Origin of the sequence: Enterobacter sp. T1-1, from assembly GCF_000710795.1 — a bacterium.
In the GTDB taxonomy this organism is placed as follows: Bacteria; Pseudomonadota; Gammaproteobacteria; order Enterobacterales; family Enterobacteriaceae; genus Enterobacter; species Enterobacter cloacae.
Genome location: NZ_JALW01000016.1, coordinates 35,811 through 53,979 on the forward strand (window position 1 = coordinate 35,811; position 18,169 = coordinate 53,979).

14 protein-coding genes are annotated in these 18,169 nt (G+C 55.6%); 8 read left to right on the forward strand and 6 right to left on the reverse strand.

The window, feature by feature from the left end:
- Position 1 precedes the first annotated feature (1 nt).
- From AK59_RS0107420 to AK59_RS0107435, 4 genes are all read right to left on the reverse strand, one after another.
- Positions 2-1,354 (reverse strand): HlyD family type I secretion periplasmic adaptor subunit, encoded by a 1,353-nt coding sequence (locus AK59_RS0107420; RefSeq protein WP_013095714.1) that lies wholly within the window; start codon positions 1,352-1,354, stop codon positions 2-4.
- Positions 1,351-3,600 (reverse strand): type I secretion system permease/ATPase, encoded by a 2,250-nt coding sequence (locus AK59_RS0107425; protein ID WP_029882422.1) that lies wholly within the window; start codon positions 3,598-3,600, stop codon positions 1,351-1,353. The genes AK59_RS0107420 and AK59_RS0107425 overlap by 4 nt, the downstream gene beginning before the upstream one ends.
- Positions 3,601-3,858: 258 nt before the next feature.
- Positions 3,859-4,494, reverse strand: a complete 636-nt coding sequence (locus AK59_RS0107430; RefSeq protein WP_029882423.1) for a hypothetical protein — start codon at positions 4,492-4,494, stop codon at positions 3,859-3,861.
- A 155-nt stretch (positions 4,495-4,649) separates the two neighbouring features.
- Positions 4,650-5,312: a helix-turn-helix transcriptional regulator gene (locus AK59_RS0107435; RefSeq protein WP_029882424.1), complete on the reverse strand. Its 663-nt coding sequence runs from the start codon at positions 5,310-5,312 to the stop codon at positions 4,650-4,652.
- An 811-nt stretch (positions 5,313-6,123) separates the two neighbouring features.
- Here AK59_RS0107435 and AK59_RS0107440 point away from each other — a divergent pair.
- Genes AK59_RS0107440 through AK59_RS0107470 form a run of 7 tightly spaced genes read left to right on the forward strand, consistent with a single transcriptional unit; the run spans position 6,124 to position 13,898 of the window.
- Entirely contained in the window at positions 6,124-6,843 is a 720-nt protein-coding gene (locus AK59_RS0107440) for a FadR/GntR family transcriptional regulator (RefSeq protein WP_013095718.1), read from the forward strand.
- Positions 6,840-7,853, forward strand: a complete 1,014-nt coding sequence (locus tag AK59_RS0107445; protein WP_029882425.1) for an ABC transporter ATP-binding protein — start codon at positions 6,840-6,842, stop codon at positions 7,851-7,853. Before AK59_RS0107440 ends, AK59_RS0107445 begins: the two co-directional genes overlap by 4 nt.
- A complete protein-coding gene (locus AK59_RS0107450; RefSeq protein WP_029882426.1) occupies positions 7,850-8,932 on the forward strand; it encodes an ABC transporter ATP-binding protein in 1,083 nt (360 codons plus the stop codon). The genes AK59_RS0107445 and AK59_RS0107450 overlap by 4 nt, the downstream gene beginning before the upstream one ends.
- A gap of 2 nt (positions 8,933-8,934) precedes the next feature.
- The gene (locus AK59_RS0107455) at positions 8,935-10,449 is read left to right on the forward strand and encodes an ABC transporter substrate-binding protein (RefSeq protein WP_029882427.1); all 1,515 of its coding nucleotides are present in this window, start codon (positions 8,935-8,937) and stop codon (positions 10,447-10,449) included.
- Positions 10,450-10,467: 18 nt separating this feature from the next.
- On the forward strand, positions 10,468-11,409 hold the full coding sequence (locus tag AK59_RS0107460; protein ID WP_013095722.1) for an ABC transporter permease: 942 nt from the start codon (positions 10,468-10,470) through the stop codon (positions 11,407-11,409).
- A gap of 2 nt (positions 11,410-11,411) precedes the next feature.
- Positions 11,412-12,287, forward strand: a complete 876-nt coding sequence (locus tag AK59_RS0107465; protein WP_013095723.1) for an ABC transporter permease — start codon at positions 11,412-11,414, stop codon at positions 12,285-12,287.
- Positions 12,288-12,296: 9 nt separating this feature from the next.
- Positions 12,297-13,898: a gamma-glutamyltransferase family protein gene (locus tag AK59_RS0107470; RefSeq protein WP_029882428.1), complete on the forward strand. Its 1,602-nt coding sequence runs from the start codon at positions 12,297-12,299 to the stop codon at positions 13,896-13,898.
- 84 nt (positions 13,899-13,982) lie between these two features.
- On the opposite strand, the gene AK59_RS0107475 is transcribed toward AK59_RS0107470, so the two are convergent.
- Entirely contained in the window at positions 13,983-14,753 is a 771-nt protein-coding gene (locus tag AK59_RS0107475) for an amidohydrolase (RefSeq protein ID WP_029882429.1), read from the reverse strand.
- A gap of 107 nt (positions 14,754-14,860) precedes the next feature.
- Positions 14,861-17,305, reverse strand: a complete 2,445-nt coding sequence (gene fadE, locus AK59_RS0107480; RefSeq protein WP_029882430.1) for an acyl-CoA dehydrogenase FadE — start codon at positions 17,303-17,305, stop codon at positions 14,861-14,863.
- A 239-nt stretch (positions 17,306-17,544) separates the two neighbouring features.
- Here fadE and lpcA point away from each other — a divergent pair, with 239 nt between their 5' ends.
- Entirely contained in the window at positions 17,545-18,123 is a 579-nt protein-coding gene (gene lpcA / locus AK59_RS0107485; RefSeq protein WP_013095727.1) for a D-sedoheptulose 7-phosphate isomerase, read from the forward strand.
- Positions 18,124-18,169 lie beyond the last annotated feature (46 nt).

An 18,169-nucleotide genomic window follows, 5' to 3' on the forward strand; every position in this document is an offset into this window, starting at 1 on the left:
ATTATCTCTCCCTGAAGGCTTCGCGCGCTTTCAGTATCGGTTTGAGGATGTAAGACAAAATGGTCTTCTCCCCCGTTCTGATTTCTACGTTTGCCACCATTCCCGGCATGATCGGGAATGACTTGTCTTTTACCTGTAACGCGGCACGGTCGGTGCGGACGAACACCCGGTAATAGGTAGAATCTCCACGCCCCTGACGGGCTTTCTCTTCATCGATCAGGGTGTCTGAACTGAGGTGTTCAACGACACCGTTTAATCCGCCATAAATGGCATAGTCGTAGGCGGTAATTTTTACCGTGGCGGGCAGGCCCGGATGGATAAAGGCCACATCAGAGGGTTTGATTTTGGCTTCAACCAGCAGGTTATCTTCAAGCGGAATGAGGGTCATGATCTCCGCCCCCTGCTGAATGACGCCGCCACGGGTTGTCACCCGGATGTTGTTGACGGTGCCGCGCACGGGCGCCACCACCGTGGTACGGTTCATTACGTCCTGGCGTCCGCGCAGAATTTCTTCCGCCTGCGCCAGCTCAGATTCCAGTCGGTTCAGTTCGCTGTTGGCATCAGAGCGGAAGCGGTTGGTACGCTCGGTGATCTGCAGGCTGAATTCGTTCGCCTGGCGCTTGAGGCGCAGGATTTCGACATCCGACATTAACCCTCTGCGCGCTAGCGGCTCCGACAGACTGACCTCGTTTTGCGCCAGTGTCAGGCTCCGTTTTAAGGCCTCTACGCTTTCATTCAGGGTTTTCAGGCGGGCGTTATAGGCCTGGGTCTCATCACGCACGATTGACTCAATCCCGGCGATATCCGGCGGGAAGGTCAGTGGCGTGTCGTAGGCTTCCGCCCTGAGACGGGCAATGCTGCCTTTCAGCCCCTGCACTTTAGACAACGATTCGCCATAGCTGGCCCCGGCGCGAGTTGGGTCAATCTTCAGCAGAATCTGGCCTTTCTCGACGATGTCGCCTTCCTGCACGTTCAGCTCTTCGAGAATGCCGCCTTCCAGGCTCTGAATGAGCTGCTCGCGGCTGGCGGGGATCACTTTCCCGTCGCCACGGGTAATCTCCTCAACCCGGGCGAAATGCGCCCAGACCAGCGCCACCACCACAACCAGGGTGATGGTGTAGAGCATGATCATGCTGAAAGGGGTCTTCTGTGCGATCAGCGCGCCCTGCAGGTCGTGCATGAATTTCAGATCGTCGGCTTTCACTTTCCCCGTTGGCTGTGCAGGGTGTAATGCCAGCCCGGTGCCCGCTCTCTGCGTAGCGTTCACGTTTTCCAGTGCCGTTGAGGGTACGCCTGCATCCGTTTCGGCCTCTCCCTTTGAGGCGTTATGATTCACTTCGTCCTCGTTCATCATTCATTCACACCTTGTTTCTGTTGCTTCTCTTCGACTGAATGCATTGCTTGCTTTTTCTTCATGACATTCTCATTCAGGCTGGCCATCACCTGATCTTTGGGACCGTCTTTCACTACGTGTCCGTCTTCCATGACGATCAGACGCTCTACCAGGCTCAGTACGGACATGCGGTGGGTCACAATGACCAGCGTTTGTCCTTGCGTCGCTTCTTTGAGCCGACGAAGGAACAGGGTTTCCGTCATCGCATCCATTGAGCTGGTGGGTTCATCCATCAGCAAAATCTTTGGCCGCAGCAACAGGCAGCGGGCGAGGGCGACGAGCTGTTTTTGTCCACCGGAAAGGCAATTGCCCATTTCGCCGATAGGCATGTCAAAACCCAGTGGATGTCTGGCCGCCACGTGATCAAGCCCGGTCAGGCGAACCACCCGCAGAAACTCTTCCGTGCTCACGCCCGGGTTGCCAATGATGATGTTATGGCGCAGGGTGCCGTAAAACAGGCGGCAGTCCTGCCCGACGTAACCCACCGCAGCGCGCCAGTCGGCGGGATCAACCTGTGTCGCATCCACACCATCAATGAAAAGCTGTCCGCTGCTCTGCTGGTACAGGCGCGCCATCACGCGCAGCAGGGTCGACTTCCCGCTGCCAATTTTGCCCAGCACGGCCACCTGTTCCCCGGCCTCGATGTTGATATTGATGTTGTCCAGAATGCGTGGCGCGACCATCATTCCCGGTACCGGATAGGTAAACCCCACCTTTTTCAGACGCAGGCTGCCGGTGAAATTGGGCGTCGGCAGATAATTGATCAGCGCATCGCGCTCGGTCGGCGTTTCCATCAGCTGGTTAAGGGATTTCAGCGCGGTTTTAGCGTGCTGATAACGCAGCGCCAGACCGACCACGGAGGCCAGAGGCGCGAGCGAACGGCTGGAGAGGATCACCACCCCAATCATGGCCCCCATGGTCAGCTCTCCGGCGTGGATTAAATAGACGCCGAGCACCACGATGCAGACGGTGGTGATTTGCTGCACAAAAGAGACAAAGTTAGTGGTCAGCATGGAGAGATAGCGGGTTTTCATCGAGGAGGCCGCAGCCAGTGCGCTGAAATCATTCCAGCGCTTTTGCATCACCCCTTCGCCCTGAGCGGCTTTTAAGGCCTCAAGCCCTTCGATGCTCTCGATCAGCAGACCCTGCTTAAGCGAAATTTCCCGGACGTTTTCTTCCATGTAGCGACCCAGTGGCCACTGGATAATGACGCTGACAATCAAAATCAGTGGCATGGCGACCAGCGGTACAACGGCCAGTGGGCCGCCAATCATGTAAATGATGAACATGAACAGCAGACAGAACGGCAAATCGGACAGCGTGGCGAGGGTCGCAGAGGTGATAAAGTCGCGGACGGCCTCAAAATCGCGTAACTGGTTCGCAAAGGTTCCGGAGGATTGCGGCTTGTATTCCATGCGCATCGACATCACCTGGCGAAACAGCTTCGCCCCGAGGATCAGATCTGCTTTTTTACCGGCGATGTCGATCAAATAGGCGCGGATTTGTCGGCTGGCAAATTCAAAAATAATGGCAATCACCACGCCAATCGCCAGCGACCACAGGGTGACGTACGCCTGGGTGGGGATCACGCGGTCATAGACGTTCATGGTGAAGAAGGTACCGGCCAGCGTAAGAATGTTCGCCAGCAGCGCCGCCAGTGCCGCGCTGTAGAAGTAATGCCGGTAGCGCCACAGCGTCGAATAGAGCCAGTGACCTTCATCCTTGGCTTTCGGTAACAGCTGGTCTTCAGCACGCGCGTCCAGCGTGGGTTTTGGCGTCGTCACAAGGGCATAACCGCCATAAGCCTCGTGTAAATCCGCCTCTGCAACGAGGAGCGTTCCGTCGTTTTCAGGTACCACAATCTGATACGTATGTTGCCCGCGCTTTCCCTTGCGTGCGGTAAGAATGCAGTATGTCCCGTCTTTGCGTGCAATAAGCAAAGGGAACAGCCAGGAGGAAAGCGAATTCAGATCGCGTTTAACCCAACCGGCGGAAATGCCCATCTGCTCAAGCATACGTAATGCCATTTCAGGCTCCAGCTTGTCGCTTTTTGGCAGGCCTGCATACAGCACCTCTTTGCTGGCATACTTAGAATGATGCCCACAAAGCCATTCAACGCCCCACAGAAGAGAATCTTTTTCAGGGGCTTCAATATCATCAAGAGTATGCTCTGAATTAATTTTTACCGTGGAGAGATGCGTATTCATTTTGAATTCAGACCTGTAGTTGCGTTCCTCACTTAGAATTAAAAAGTAAAGAATATGTTATTTAAAAACGACCAGGGGCATCCGTAAATACAACGGGTGACGCGGGTGGATTATGTAAAAATACAAGCACTGGTAATATCGTAGTGTAGGGTTTTATCCCTCTTACACACAATAAGGAAAAGTAACTGTTCCTTTAAGAATATTCTACGTCAAATTTGCTATGCTGATGTTTTAACGTCTCTTTCTAACGTGGACGTATTAGCTCGCCAGCCTTGAAATGGGAACGCCCAGCTTTGTTTCAATTCTTATTTTCATGGCGTAAATGTTTTTGACATTCGTGGCATTTTTCATAGCAATCTTTTTAGGCAGTTGACCTTTATACAGTTCAGAAAAGAGTGCATATTCATTTGCGCTAAGTTTGGCTCTTTTTTCTGAAGGCCGTATTATTTTCCCCATAAAAGACTGGCTGATCTTCATTTTGATATCCTCGGCCAGGTCATCATGAAAAATGACCGTGCTGATGATCGTGTCTGCCGTGTCGTTGTAGAACCAGTAGTGGGCAATGGCCGCCATTTTTTTATCGGTGATCAGAATCAGGCGCGAGTTTCTGAACTGAGCTAACCAATTGTTTGATAAGAAGTAATTTATATTTTTGTAATTAAAGTCTATCACAACAATCGGTTGTGAAATTATTTTTGAATTAATATCAGCAAAGTATTGTAAAATGCCTTCTATCAGAAATGAGTTATTTTCTGGCCAAATATAAAATTCTGTTCCTGAACATTCATCGCACTTTGTGCTGCGAATGGAAGCATAGGCGCATTTATGCACACATCCGTAACAACGCATAGTGTAGTTGTCATTCTCATTTTGTTTAATAGTAATAATGTTCATGTGATCAAACGCTACGCGTCCATATAATATATGTAAAATATTATGTAATATATCAACAATCAGATAAATTATGCATTACGGAAAAACACGAGTGACAGTCAGAATACGCTCTGTTTGTCCAGGAATTTTCGACAGAGCGTATTGTCAGTTTTACACTAACTTGCAAGCCGTGTGATGGACACGCCCAGCTTGCGTTCAATGCGGTTCTTCATGGCGTAGGTGTTTTTAACACTGGTGCCGTTCCGGTAGGCGATTTTTTTTGGCGACCATCCGTTAAAGAGGAATGAAAACAGGCAGTATTCATTCTGACTCAGTTTGGGTCTGTTACCTGTCGGTTTAATCGTTTTTGCCAGGAACGTTTTTTTCAGTTTCGTCGAGACTTCTTCTGCACTATCGTCATAAAAGATAATTGAACTGATAGTGGTTTCTAACGTGTCGTTGTAAAACCAGTAGTGCGCAATTGCCGTCATCTTTTTATCAGTGACAAGAATCAGTCTCATGTTTTTGAACTGATCTAACCAGTTTTCAGATAAAAAATAATTGATGTTTTTATGACTGAAGTCGATGATGACAACCGGCTGCGAAATATATTTATCATTTACCTCGCCAAAGTGATGGCGAATGCCTTCAACCAAAAAGGTGTTATTATCAGGCCAGATATAATATTCAAGCGCGTGGCAATCACGGTTCTGGCCATCTTCAGACGTATTAAAGCGGCATTGCTTTTCGCAACCATAACAACGCATGTCAGGGGTATGACAAACAGGTTGTCCACCTGTATGAGATAAATAGCCAGGATTGTTAGTTGCACAGTACATATTATACCTCACACGCGATGTTTTCTTACGTTAATGATATTAAGCCGGAGTCTGACAAACGCCGTCGTTCTTTAGGAATAATCATATGCTGGACCAGGCAATAATCTTAATTAAATAGTATGAACTGACTATTATGAATGCGATTTAAGAATTAATTTTATATAATACAAGGTGTTATAAAAGTTCTTAAATGAGAGTGAGATTCATTTATTTTTATCTAAAATGCTGTAATTGTTGTTTTTTGGTTAATTTTTGGCAGAGTCGTTTACTTTCTGAAATACCGGGTGAAAGACACGGTTTAATAAGCCGAAAAAGCACGGACTTTATTAACTAAAGTAAGCGGCGTGGAGCAATAAAATACGCATTTAAATATAGCCGCAGAAAATAGTTGTCCTGTTTATAAAGCGTATTATTTACCTGTTTCTTGTGACTCGTCGTCCGTTATATCAGTGCCCGGCGTTACCAACCGGCGGCATCGTTGCCTGTTTTATCGGTTACATAATCTTTAGTTAACAAAGAATATACATAAAAAGTGCATTTATTTAACATTTGATCGTTTTTGGTGCATTTGTTGCACTGTTTTTGTGCAGTGAACGGGATGGCTAATGTGCTGGCGCAACGTTTGACGTGCCAATTCGTTTTTGATGTTCTGCTTATAAATTAACAGGTTATTACCCTTTACACTGCGAAATTTTGAACCAATATAAAATTGGTTCGTTTATTGCTTAATCATTAGCACGATAAGTAGCGCCTCATATCAATAACTTATCGTTAATAACAATAAAGTCATGATGAAAGCGAGCGAACCAATATGGAAAAACCGTCACGGTTTCTGGCAAATTCCAGCACCGCGCTTGAACAATTGCGCGGTCTTATTCACCAGCACGAGTCAACACCAGGCCTTCCGCTGCCCACGGAACGTGAGCTGTCGGAAACTCTCGGCGTAGGACGACGTGAAGTACGTCGTGCGCTGGATGTGCTGGAAGAAGAGGGGCGGATCTGGCGTAAGCAGGGCAAAGGCACTTTTATTGGTCCTGCTGCGCCTGTGGAACCGCTGGCCCTTCAGGGATTGGTTCAGCAAACCAACCTTCTGGAAGTGATGGAAGCTCGTCTACAGCTCGAACCCGGCTTAGCCCGGCTTGCGGCACTGCGTGCCACCAGGGAAAACCTCGCGCTCATGCAGCGCATGCTGGAACGCATCGATAAGGTCAGCCCGGACGACCGCGATCTGAATGAACTGTGGGACAGCGCCTTTCACCGCGCCATAGCGGAGGCCGCAGGCAATCGCCTGATGCTCGGTCTTTTTGATGCCATTGATGCCGTCAGGCGTGAGCCTGGCTGGCAGCATTTGCGTGAGCTTGCCCGAACCCCCGAACGGGTCGATGTCTACAACGACCATCATCATAAAATCATGTCCGCGATTATCCATCGCCAGCCCAACGAAGCAGCGGCCGCCATGCGCGAACATCTGCTTAGCCTGCAAAACGCCCTGATACAGGCGATCCACCTTGAGGACGACATCACGCTATGACGACGATTCCGTTTAAGGAAGCCACTCCGGTACTGGGCCTGCAAAACCTCAACGTTAAGTTCGCCGGATCGCCGGTGAGTGTGCTTGACGGTATCTCGCTGACGGTCAAAGCGGGTGAAACGCTGGCGCTGGTGGGGGAGTCCGGCTGCGGGAAAAGTATCACCTCCTTAGCGCTGATGGGGCTATTACCCGCCAGCGCGCAGATTGTCAGCGGCGATATGCAGTTTCGTCGCCACGATCTGCGAAAGCTCTCCCCGCGGGAATATGCCGATCTCCGCGGTAACGAGCTGGCGATGATTTTCCAGGAGCCGATGACGTCGCTCAACCCCGCCTTTACCCTTGGGGACCAGCTCAGCGAAGCGGTTATGCGCCATCAGAACGTTTCGCGTGCACAGGCGATGAATACCGCGCTGCAAATCCTGGAGAAGGTGCAGATCCCGGCGGCAGAGATGCGTTTGAAAGCGTATCCGCACCAGCTTTCCGGCGGCATGCGCCAGCGCGTGATGATTGCGATGGCGCTCATTAACCATCCGCGTTTGTTGATTGCCGACGAGCCGACCACCGCGCTGGACGTCACCATTCAGGCGCAAATCCTCGCGCTGCTCAACACCTTAAAAGAGGAGACCGGTACGGCGGTGCTGATGATCACCCATGATTTAGGCGTGGTGGCGGAAGTGGCGCAGCAGGTGGCGGTGATGTATGCCGGGCAGGTGGTGGAGCAGGGGAGCGTCGAGGCCATCTTTGCCGATCCGCAGCACCCGTACACCATTGGTCTGATGGGCTCTATTCCGTCCGCGGGCGCGCGTAAAGGGCCGCTCGCCACCATTCCCGGCGCGGTTCCCCTGGCGGAATCCATGCCGAAAGGTTGCCGCTTTGCGACCCGCTGCCCCTTCGCGCAAACGCGCTGCCATAACGAAAAACCGTCGCTCACGGCGCAGGGGGCTGACCATCTGGTCGCCTGCTTCCGCGTGCCGCTGGAACAACACATTGCGCTGGGAGAGATCGCATGACCACGCCCATTCTTGAAGCCCGTGACCTGAGCAAGCGCTTCCCCGGCCCGAAGAAGCTTTTTACTCCAGCCCGCTTTGTGACGGCGGTGGATCGCGTCTCCCTCTCCGTGATGCCCGGCGAAACGCTGGCGATTGTCGGGGAGTCCGGGTCCGGCAAATCCACGCTCGGCCGTCTGCTGCTGCGTTTGCTGGCTGCCAGCGAAGGACGCGTGTTTTATCAGGGGGAAGAGATCACACACGCCTCAGGAGCTCGTCTCAACCAGCTGCGCCGGGAATTACAGATTATTTTTCAGGATCCTTTTGCGTCGCTAAACCCGCGCATGACGGTTGAGCAGATTGTGGGTGAGCCGCTGTGGCTGCATCAGGAGATGAAAAAAGCCGATCGTCACTATCGCGTTGCGGAACTGCTTAAAACGGTGGGTCTGCCTGCCGCCTGGGCAGCGCGTTTTCCGCACGAGTTTTCAGGTGGGCAACGCCAGCGCATTGGTATTGCGCGTGCGCTGGCCTCCGGGCCAAAACTGCTGCTGGGAGACGAGCCCGTCTCGGCGCTGGATGTTTCCGTGCAGGCGCAGGTGATCAATCTGCTGGAAAGCCTGAAGCATCAGCTGGGGCTAACGATGGTGATTGTTGCCCATGGTCTGGCGGTCATCCGCCATATGAGCGACCGCGTGGCAGTGATGTATCTCGGGCAGATCGTTGAGCTTGCCAGCGTCGACGAGATCTTTGACGCGCCTCTCCATCCTTACACCCAGGCGCTCATCGCCTCTGCACCGCAGATGCAGCCGGGCGCCCGACGCGCTGCCCCGTTGCTGCAAGGGGATTTACCGAACCCGGCCGATCCCCCGTCCGGGTGCCGATTCCATACCCGTTGCCCGTATGCCACGGATGAATGTCGCCTTGCCGAGCCCATTAATCAGGTGCTGGAAGGCGGACGCCAGATTGCCTGCCACCGCTGGCAGGAGATTAACCGCGATCGCAGTGTTATCCAGATAGCACCGCCGTCTGCCGCCTTTCTGCGCCGCCGCGCGCTGTTTGAACACGCGGCCTCTCACTCCTCCCTTCCTTCAAGGAACTCATGATAATGACAATGCGTAATTCTCTTTTGACCGTACTGGGAAGTGTTATGTTGCTCGGCGCGGCGCTGCCCGCCCAGGCTGAAAGCGTGCTGCGAGTAGGGCTGGGTGCAGACCCGGACATGCTCGATCCGCATCTGGCGCGCACCTATTATGGCCGTTTCGTTTTTGCCTCCCTGTGCGACAGGCTGGTGGATGTGGACGAAAACCTGAAAGTGGTGCCGGGTCTGGCGAAAGAGTGGACCTGGAGCGAGGATGGCAAAACCCTGACCTTCAATTTGCGTGAGGGCGTCACCTTCCATGATGGCGAAAAATTCGATGCGGCAGCGGCAAAATACAACCTCGACCGGGCGCTGACCTTAAAAGGCTCTCTGCGTAAAAGTGAAATATCGTCCGTGGAGTCCGTTGAGGTCACCGGCCCGATGCAGATCGCCCTGCACCTGAAAACCCCCGATGCTGCCCTGTTAATGCAGCTCACCGACCGCGCCGGGGCGATGATGGCCCCCGAAGCGGCGAAAAAACCGGACTTTGCCGCCCATCCCGTCTGCTCCGGTCCTTATAAATTCGACAGCCGCGTCTCCCAGGATCGCATTGTTCTGACTCGTTTCGACAACTACTGGAATAAAGACGCTTACCACTTCGACAAGATCATCTACCTGCCGATCCCGGATGCCTCCGTGCGTCTGGCGAACCTGCGCGCGGGCGATCTCGATCTGACCGAGGGCATTGCCGCCAGCGACGTTAAAACCGTCGAAGCCGACAGCAAGCTGTCGCTGGCGAAGGTGACGGGGCTCGGGTATCAGGGCATCACCTTCAATATCAATAATGGCAAGGTGCCAGCGAACGATCCGTTCAAGGACGCCCGCGTGCGTGAAGCGTTCTCTCAGGCCATTGACCGCGATGCGCTCAATCAGGTGGTCTTTGAGGGGCTGTATACGCCTGCCAACCAGCCGTTTTCGACGGTAAGCCCATATCACGTCAACCTGCCGGTGCCCCCGCGTGACGTCGACAAGGCGAAAGCGCTGCTTAAAGCCGCAGGCGTCGCGACGCCGCTGAACGTGAATCTGCTGGTGCCGAACAACCCAACCTCGCAGCAGGTCGGCCAGGTATTGCAGGCGATGGTGGCCGAGGCGGGCTTTACCCTGAATCTGCAGATGACCGAGTTCGCCACGCTGCTCGATCGCCAGCAGAGCGGTGATTACCAGCTGAGCTTCTCCGGCTGGTCAGGACGTCCGGACCCGGATGGCAGCATCTACGGTTTTATCCACAGCAAAGGGACGCTTAACGACGGCCGTTACAGCAATGCGCAGGTCGATGAGTGGCTGACCCAGGCGCGTCTCAGCAACGATAAAGCCGTTCGCCAGCCGCTGTACGACAAGGTAGTGAAGCAGCTGCAAACCGACATGCCTGTTGCCTACCTCTACTTCGAGCCGCGCATTTTCGGCCTGAACAAAAGTGTGCAGGGCTTTAAGCCGTACCCGGACGGCATCGTGCGTCTGGCCGGTGTGACGCTGGCGAAATAACCGTCCCGAGGAGAGACCATGCTGGAACTGATTTGCAAACGTCTGCTGCTGGCCATTCCGACGCTATTGCTGGTGAGTATGATGGTGTTCGGGCTGCAGAAGCTGCTGCCCGGCGATCCGCTCATCGCCATGGCGGGCGAGGAGCGCGATCCGGCGGTGATCGCCCAGCTGCGCGCTGAGCTCAATCTGGATGCGCCCATCCCGGTGCAGTATTTCCACTGGCTGACGCGCGCGCTGCAGGGCGATCTAGGGGTCTCCTTACGCACGCACGAACCGGTGACCGAGCTTATCGCCAGCAAACTGCCGGTCACGCTGGAGCTGTCGCTGCTGGCGATGATCATCGCCCTGGTGTTCGGCATCAGCATGGGGATCCTCGCGGCGGTGAACAAAAACAGCTGGGTCGATCACGGGGCGAACTTTGTGGCGATCTCCGGGATCTCGATACCGCACTTCTGGCTCGGGATCCTGCTGATACTGGTCTTTTCGGTCAATCTGCAGTGGCTGCCGGCGTCCGGGTTTGTGCCGTTTAGTGAAGATCCGGTGCAGAACCTGCGGACGTTGCTGCTGCCTGCCGCCGTGCTCGGCACCGGGCTGGCGGCCACGCTGATGCGCCATACCCGCGCCTCCATGATCGCCGTGCTCAAAGCTGACTACATCCGCACCGCGCGGGCCAAAGGGCTGCTGCCAAAAGCCGTCATTATCAAGCATGCGTTTCGCAACGCGCTGGTGCCGGTGATCACGCTTACCACGCTGCTGTTCGGCGAGCTGCTGGGCGGCGCGGTGCTGACCGAGCAGGTCTTCACCATTCCGGGATTTGGCAAAATGATCGTCGACTCGGTGTTTAACCGCGACTACGCGGTGGTGCAGGGCGTGGTGCTGATCGTGGCGATTGGCTTCCTGCTGCTGAACCTGCTGGCCGATGTGCTGTACGTTCTCATCAATCCGAAAATGCGAGGTTAACCATGGCGGAACTGACAACTCAAACCGTTGCGCCGGTTCTGCCCCGCGCGCAGAACCGGGTGCTGAAGAAATTTCTCGCCAATAAAAGCGCGGTGATCGGCGCGGTGATTGTGGGCTTCTTTGTGCTGGTGGCGCTGCTTGCACCGTGGATCGCGCCGTTCGATCCGGTGAAGGCGAATTTCCTCGCGGTGCGTAAAGCGCCCTCGGCGATGTACTGGTTCGGCACCGACGAGCTGGGGCGCGATATTTTATCCCGCATTATCTGGGGAGCCAGAACCTCGCTGATGGCGGGGTGTATGTCGGTAGTCATCGCCGTGGTCATCGGCGTGCCGCTGGGGCTGGTGGCTGGTTACTTTCAGAAGATGTGGGATGGGGTGATCTCACGCGTTATCGAAGCGCTGCTGGCCTGTCCGTTTCTGATCATGGCGATCGCCCTCGGGGCGTTTTTAGGCCCAAGCCTGACCAACGCCATGATCGCCATTGGCCTTTCCGCGATGCCGATCTTCGCCCGTCTCACGCGCGGCCAGGTGATCGCCATTCGCAACGAAGAGTACATCGACGGCGCGCGGGCAATTGGCCTGCCGGATCGCTGGATCATCATCAAATATGTCCTGCCGAACGTGATGTCACCCATTCTGGTGCAGGCCACGCTGGCCATTGCCTCGGCGATTATCGCCGAAGCCAGTCTCTCGTTTCTGGGTCTGGGGCAGCAGCCGCCAAACCCCTCCTGGGGCTCAATGCTTAACACCGCCAAAGGCTTCCTTGAGCAGGCGCCCTGGATGTCCGTCTTCCCCGGCGTGGCGATTTTCCTTGCCGTGCAGGGCTTTAATTTACTCGGCGACGGGCTGCGCGATGCGCTCGATCCGCGCCACGACTAAGGAGTCATGATGACCAAAGCGCTTGATTTTACGTCCGGTTACGCTTCACGACGCCCGCCGATGATGGGCCATAACGCGGTTGCCACCTCGCAGCCGCTGGCGGCGCAGGCGGGGATGAAGATGCTGCAGCTGGGCGGCAACGCCGTTGATGCGGCTATCGCCACCGCGATGGCGCTGACGGTGGTTGAACCCACCGGTAACGGGATTGGCAGCGATGCCTTCGCCATCGTCTGGGATGGTGAAAAGCTCCACGGCCTGAACGCCTCTGGCCGTTCGCCTGCGACCTGGCATGCAGATCTGTTCGCTGGCAAAACGGCGATGCCGGAAATCGGCTGGGATGCGGTAACCGTGCCCGGTGCGGTATCGGGCTGGGTGGCGCTGGCGGAACGTTTTGGCACGCTGCCGCTGACCACGCTGGCGCAGCCTGCCATTGAGTATGCGCGTAACGGTTTCCCGGTTTCGCCGCTGATTGGCCATCTCTGGCAGCGCGGTTATAACAAACTCAAAGACCAGCCGGGCTTTAGCGCCTGCTTCGCACCGGAAGGCCGCGCCCCGCGCGTAGGGGAGATCTTCCGTAACCCGGCGCAGGCTAACTCGCTGGAGCTGATTGCAAAAACCAACGGCGAGGCGTTTTATCGGGGCGAGCTGGCGCAGAAAATTGCCGCCTTCGCCAAAGCGCACGGCGCACATCTGACGGCTGAGGATCTGGCGAACCATCGTGTGGACTGGGTGGATCTGTTGTCGCGTGACTTTGCCGGCGGTTCGGTGCAGGAGCTGCCGCCGAACGGGCAGGGGATCGCCACGTTGATTGCGCTCGGCATTCTGGAGCAGTGCGGCATTGAGCACCATCATCCGGACTCCGTGCAATCCCTGCATTTATCCATTGAGGCGATGAAGCTGGCGCTGGCGGATCTCGACCGCTACGTGGCGGATGAAGCGCACATGGAGTTTGCGGCTAAAGAGCTGCTGAGCGACCATTATCTGAAATCGCGCGCGGCGCTTATCGACCCTGATAAAGCCTCGGATTTTGAGTACGGTTCGCCGACGCAGAGCGGCACGGTCTACATCAGCACCGCGGATGCCAGCGGGATGATGGTTTCGTTTATCCAGTCCAACTATATGGGCTTTGGTTCAGGGATTGTGGTACCGGATACCGGCATCAGCCTGCAAAACCGCGGCTGCGGATTTGTGCTGGATCCGAAGCACCCGAACGCGCTGGCGGGCAGCAAGCGTCCGTTCCACACCATCATTCCGGGTTTTGCGATGGACGGCAACGGCCAGCCGCTGATGTCTTTTGGTGTGATGGGTGGGCCAATGCAGGCGCAAGGGCATATGCAGATGGCGCTGCGCATCATGTTGCACGGGCAAAACCCGCAGGCGGCAATCGACGCCCCGCGCTGGCGCGTGGTGCAGGGCCGGGAGGTGATCGTCGAATCGACGTTCGATCGCAACACCATTGCTGCCCTGCGTGAACGTGGCCACCACATCGTCGTGGAAGATCCGCTCCAGGAGTATAACTTTGGCGGTGCGCAGGTGATTTACCGGATGCCGGAAGGGCACTACGTGGCCGCGACGGAGAGCCGCAAAGACGGGCAGGCGCTGGTGAGTTGATTAACGCCCGGTGGCGCTGCGCTTACCGGGCCTACGCTGTGCTTTTTGTAGGCCGGGTAAGGCATAGCCGCCACCCGGCTTTTTTCACCCAATACTAAACGGATCCGCATCCTGCCATGCGGGGAACTTCTCGCGATACTCCTTTAGCGCCGTCAACGACAGCTCGGCATCAATGCGCGTCGCCTGATGCGGTTCGGCGGTGGCGATGATCTCGCCCTGCGGATTCACCACCCGGCTATCGCCCCGGTAGTGATGTCCGTTGCCGTCTGTTCCCACGCGGTTACACCCCACCACGTACGCCTGGTTTTCTATTGCGCGTGCCACCAGCAGCGACTGCCAGTGCAGGGAGCGCGGCGCAGGCCAGTTGGCGACATACAGCGCCAGGTCGTAATCGTTGCGGTTGCGCGACCAGACCGGGAAGCGCAGGTCGTAACAAACCAGCGGCAGAATACGCCAGCCGCGCCATTCAAACACCACGCGTTCGTTGCCGGCTTGATAATGATGATGCTCATCGGCCATGCGGAACAGGTGGCGCTTATCGTAAAAATGGACCTTCCCCTCCGGCTCAACCAGCAGGAAGCGGTTCACCGGGCCGCGTTCCGTTTGCAGGGCGGCGCTCCCGGCGATTAGCGCGTTGGTCTGCTGCGCTTTGGCGTGCATCCAGGCGACCACTTCATCCTGCGGCATCGACTGTTGTGCGGCTTCCATCGCGAAGCCCGTGGTGAACATCTCCGGCAGGACAATCACATCGCGCCCGGTAATGCCTTCCAGTTGACGATCAAAGTGGCGAAGGTTGGCAGGGCCATCCATCCACACTAAAGGTTGCTGCAAAATAGAAATCTTCAGACCAGGCACAATTCAGACTCCTCAAACGACCCTTTTTGACACTGTAGCACGACATAAAGAGAAAAGATGGCAATAAAAAACCCCGCGCGTGGCGGGGTTTTTCAGGACGAAACGCGTTAAGCGGCTTCAGGTTTGCGGTGTTTCTCCGGCAGCTTTACCGGCTGTGTCGCCAGCTCGTCCGGTTCGAAATCATCGACGTTAATGCTGCGCAGACGGCTCTCTTCGGCTTTCACCAGGAGTGCGGCTTCGCTGTTGTCAATGATGCCACCCGCCAGTGCCTGTTTCGCCAGTTCATCCAGGCGGGTAAACGGCAGGTTTTTGCCCAGCTGTTTACAGATCTTCTGGTGAATCGGGTCGGCGGCCATCACGTCCAGCAGCGCCTCTTCCAGCAGACCCACCGGGTTATGTGGCGTTGGCGCCAGATACTGACCGCGGCCGATACGTGAGCGGGTTGCGCTCGGTACCTGCAGGATCTTCGCCACTTTATGATCCAGCTTGTCAGACGGCGCCAGATGATGACGACCGGTCGGGAAGATCGCCACGCGCAGGGCACCTGCCACCAGACGGTTAGGGAAGTTCACCAGCAGATCGTCAATCGCCTGCTCGGCCTGATACAGCGCATCCTGCACCCCCCAATGCACCAGCGGCAGATCCGCTTCCTGACGGCCTTCGTCGTCGTAGCGTTTCAGTACCGCAGAAGCCAGGTAGAGCTGGCTCAGCACATCACCCAGACGGGCAGAGATGCGCTCGCGACGCTTCAGGCTACCGCCCAGCACCGCCATGGAGACGTCGGACAGCAGCGCCAGGTTGGCGCTCAGCCGGTTCAGATGCTGGTAATAACGTTTTGTCGCATCATGGGTTGGCGTGGCGCTGGTCAGCCCGCGGGTCAGACCCAGCCAGAAGCTGCGCACTTTATTGCTGCCTACGTGACCGATATGTTTGAACAGCAGCTTGTCGAAGGCATCCACGTCGTTGTTCTGCGCGGCGGCCATCTCTTCCAGCACGTACGGATGGCAGCGAATCGCCCCCTGGCCGAAGATCATCATGCTGCGGGTCAGGATGTTTGCCCCTTCTACGGTGATGGCGATCGGTGCGCCCTGATAGCCACGCGCCAGGAAGTTGCCTTCGCCGAGCATAATGCCTTTACCACCTGCGATATCCATTGCATCAATGATCGACTGCTGTGCGCGGTGGGTGCAGTGGTACTTCACAATCGCGGACAGTACGGCCGGTTTTTCACCCAGCATAATGCCGTAGGTAATTAACGACGCGGCGGCATCCATCACGTAGGCGTTGCCTGCGATACGCGCCAGCGGCTCTTCGATCCCTTCCATCTTGCCGATGGAGATTTTGAACTGACGACGGATGTGCGCGTAGGCACCAATCCCCATCGCCACCGATTTCAGCCCGCCGGTTGAGTTCGACGGCAGGGTAATGCCGCGACCAACGGACAGACATTCCACCAGCATACGCCAGCCCTGACCGGCCATTTTCGGCCCACCGATGATGTAATCAATCGGGACAAAGATATCCTGACCGCGGGTCGGACCGTTCTGGAACGGCACGTTCAGCGGGAAGTGGCGACGACCAATTTCAACGCCCGGGGTAGAGGTGGGGATCAGCGCACAGGTAATGCCCAGATCTTCTTCACCACCCAGCAGTTTTTCCGGGTCGGAGAGTTTAAACGCCAGGCCCAGCACGGTAGCGACAGGCGCGAGCGTAATGTAGCGTTTGTTCCAGGTCAGGCGCATACCCAGCACCTGCTCGCCCTGCCATTCGCCCATGCAGACCACACCGGTATCCGGGATGGCGCCTGCATCGGAACCCGCTTCCGGGCTGGTCAGTGCGAAGCATGGAATTTCCTGACCGCGTGCCAGACGCGGCAGATAGTGATCTTTCTGCTCTTTTGTACCGTAATGCTGCAGCAGTTCGCCCGGGCCTAAGGAGTTAGGTACGCCCACGGTGATCGCCAGGATCCCGGAGACGCCAGCCAGTTTTTGCAGCACGCGAGCCTGAGCGTACGCGGAGAATTCCAGACCGCCATACTCTTTTTTGATGATCATCGCGAAGAAGCGATGTTCTTTCAGGTATGCCCACAGCTCCGGCGGCAGGTCGGCCATTTCATGGGTGATGGCAAAGTCATTGGCCATACGGCAGGCTTCTTCTACCGGGCCGTCAATAAAGGCTTGTTCTTCCGCTGTCAGACGCGGCTGCGGGTAGTTATGCAGTTTTTTCCAGTCCGGGTTGCCCTGGAACAGATCGCCTTCCCACCAGGTGGTACCGGCGTCAATCGCTTCTTTCTCGGTGCGCGACATCGGTGGCATCACTTTGCGGAAACCTTTGAATACCGGTGCGGAGATCATCGACTTACGCATCGGGGCAAAGTTAAACGGCAGAAGGATGATGGCCAGCGGCACTAAAAGCCAGATATTCCAGAGACCTGCGACGCCAAGCGCAGCCGTCCAGGCCAGAAGAATCAGGCTGCTCAGGAATAAACTTACACGGTGATAGAACAGCACACCGAGCAGGACAACGGTTGCGAGAATGCTCAAAATCATCATAAAGAAAAGCTCCCTTGCTTGTAGGAGGTCTGACCACTTGTGATGATATGGTTGTAGTTGATGTTATTTCCTTTAGCAATGTGTTTACAAAATAATTACAACCTGGTTCACATTGTTCGTTTGTTTGCCGGCACGAAAACGCAAAACGTCAGACGATTCGCATCCCTTTAGCTTCTCGCTTTTATTGCTATCCGGTACACTCCACTGTGTTATCTCATCAATACTGAAGGATTATCCTCATGTACCAGGATCTTATTCGTAACGAACTGAACGAAGCGGCGGAAACGCTGGCTAACTTTCTGAAAGATGATGCCAATATTCACGCTATTCAGCGCGCGGCGGTCCTGCTGGCCGACAGTTTCAAAGCCGGTGGCAAAGTGCTCTCCTGCGGTAACGGGGGGTCCCACTGCGACGCTATGCACTTCGCAGAAGAGCTGACCGGGCGTTATCGTGAAAACCGTCCGGGCTACCCGGCGATTGCGATCTCCGACGTGAGCCATATCTCCTGCGTGGGCAACGATTTCGGTTACGACTACATCTTCTCCCGCTACGTTGAAGCGGTTGGTCGTGAAGGTGACGTGCTGCTGGGTATCTCCACTTCGGGCAACTCTGGTAACGTGATCAAAGCGATTGCGGCGGCGCGTGAAAAAGGGATGAAAGTCATCACCCTGACGGGCAAAGATGGCGGTAAGATGGACGGTACCGCGGACGTTGAAATCCGTGTTCCGCACTTCGGTTATGCTGACCGCATTCAGGAAATTCACATCAAAGTGATCCACATCCTGATCCAGCTGATCGAAAAAGAGATGGTTAAGTAAGGCTTCGCTGGGGGGCACCGGTGCCCCCCGCAGTTGTGGAGTGGAG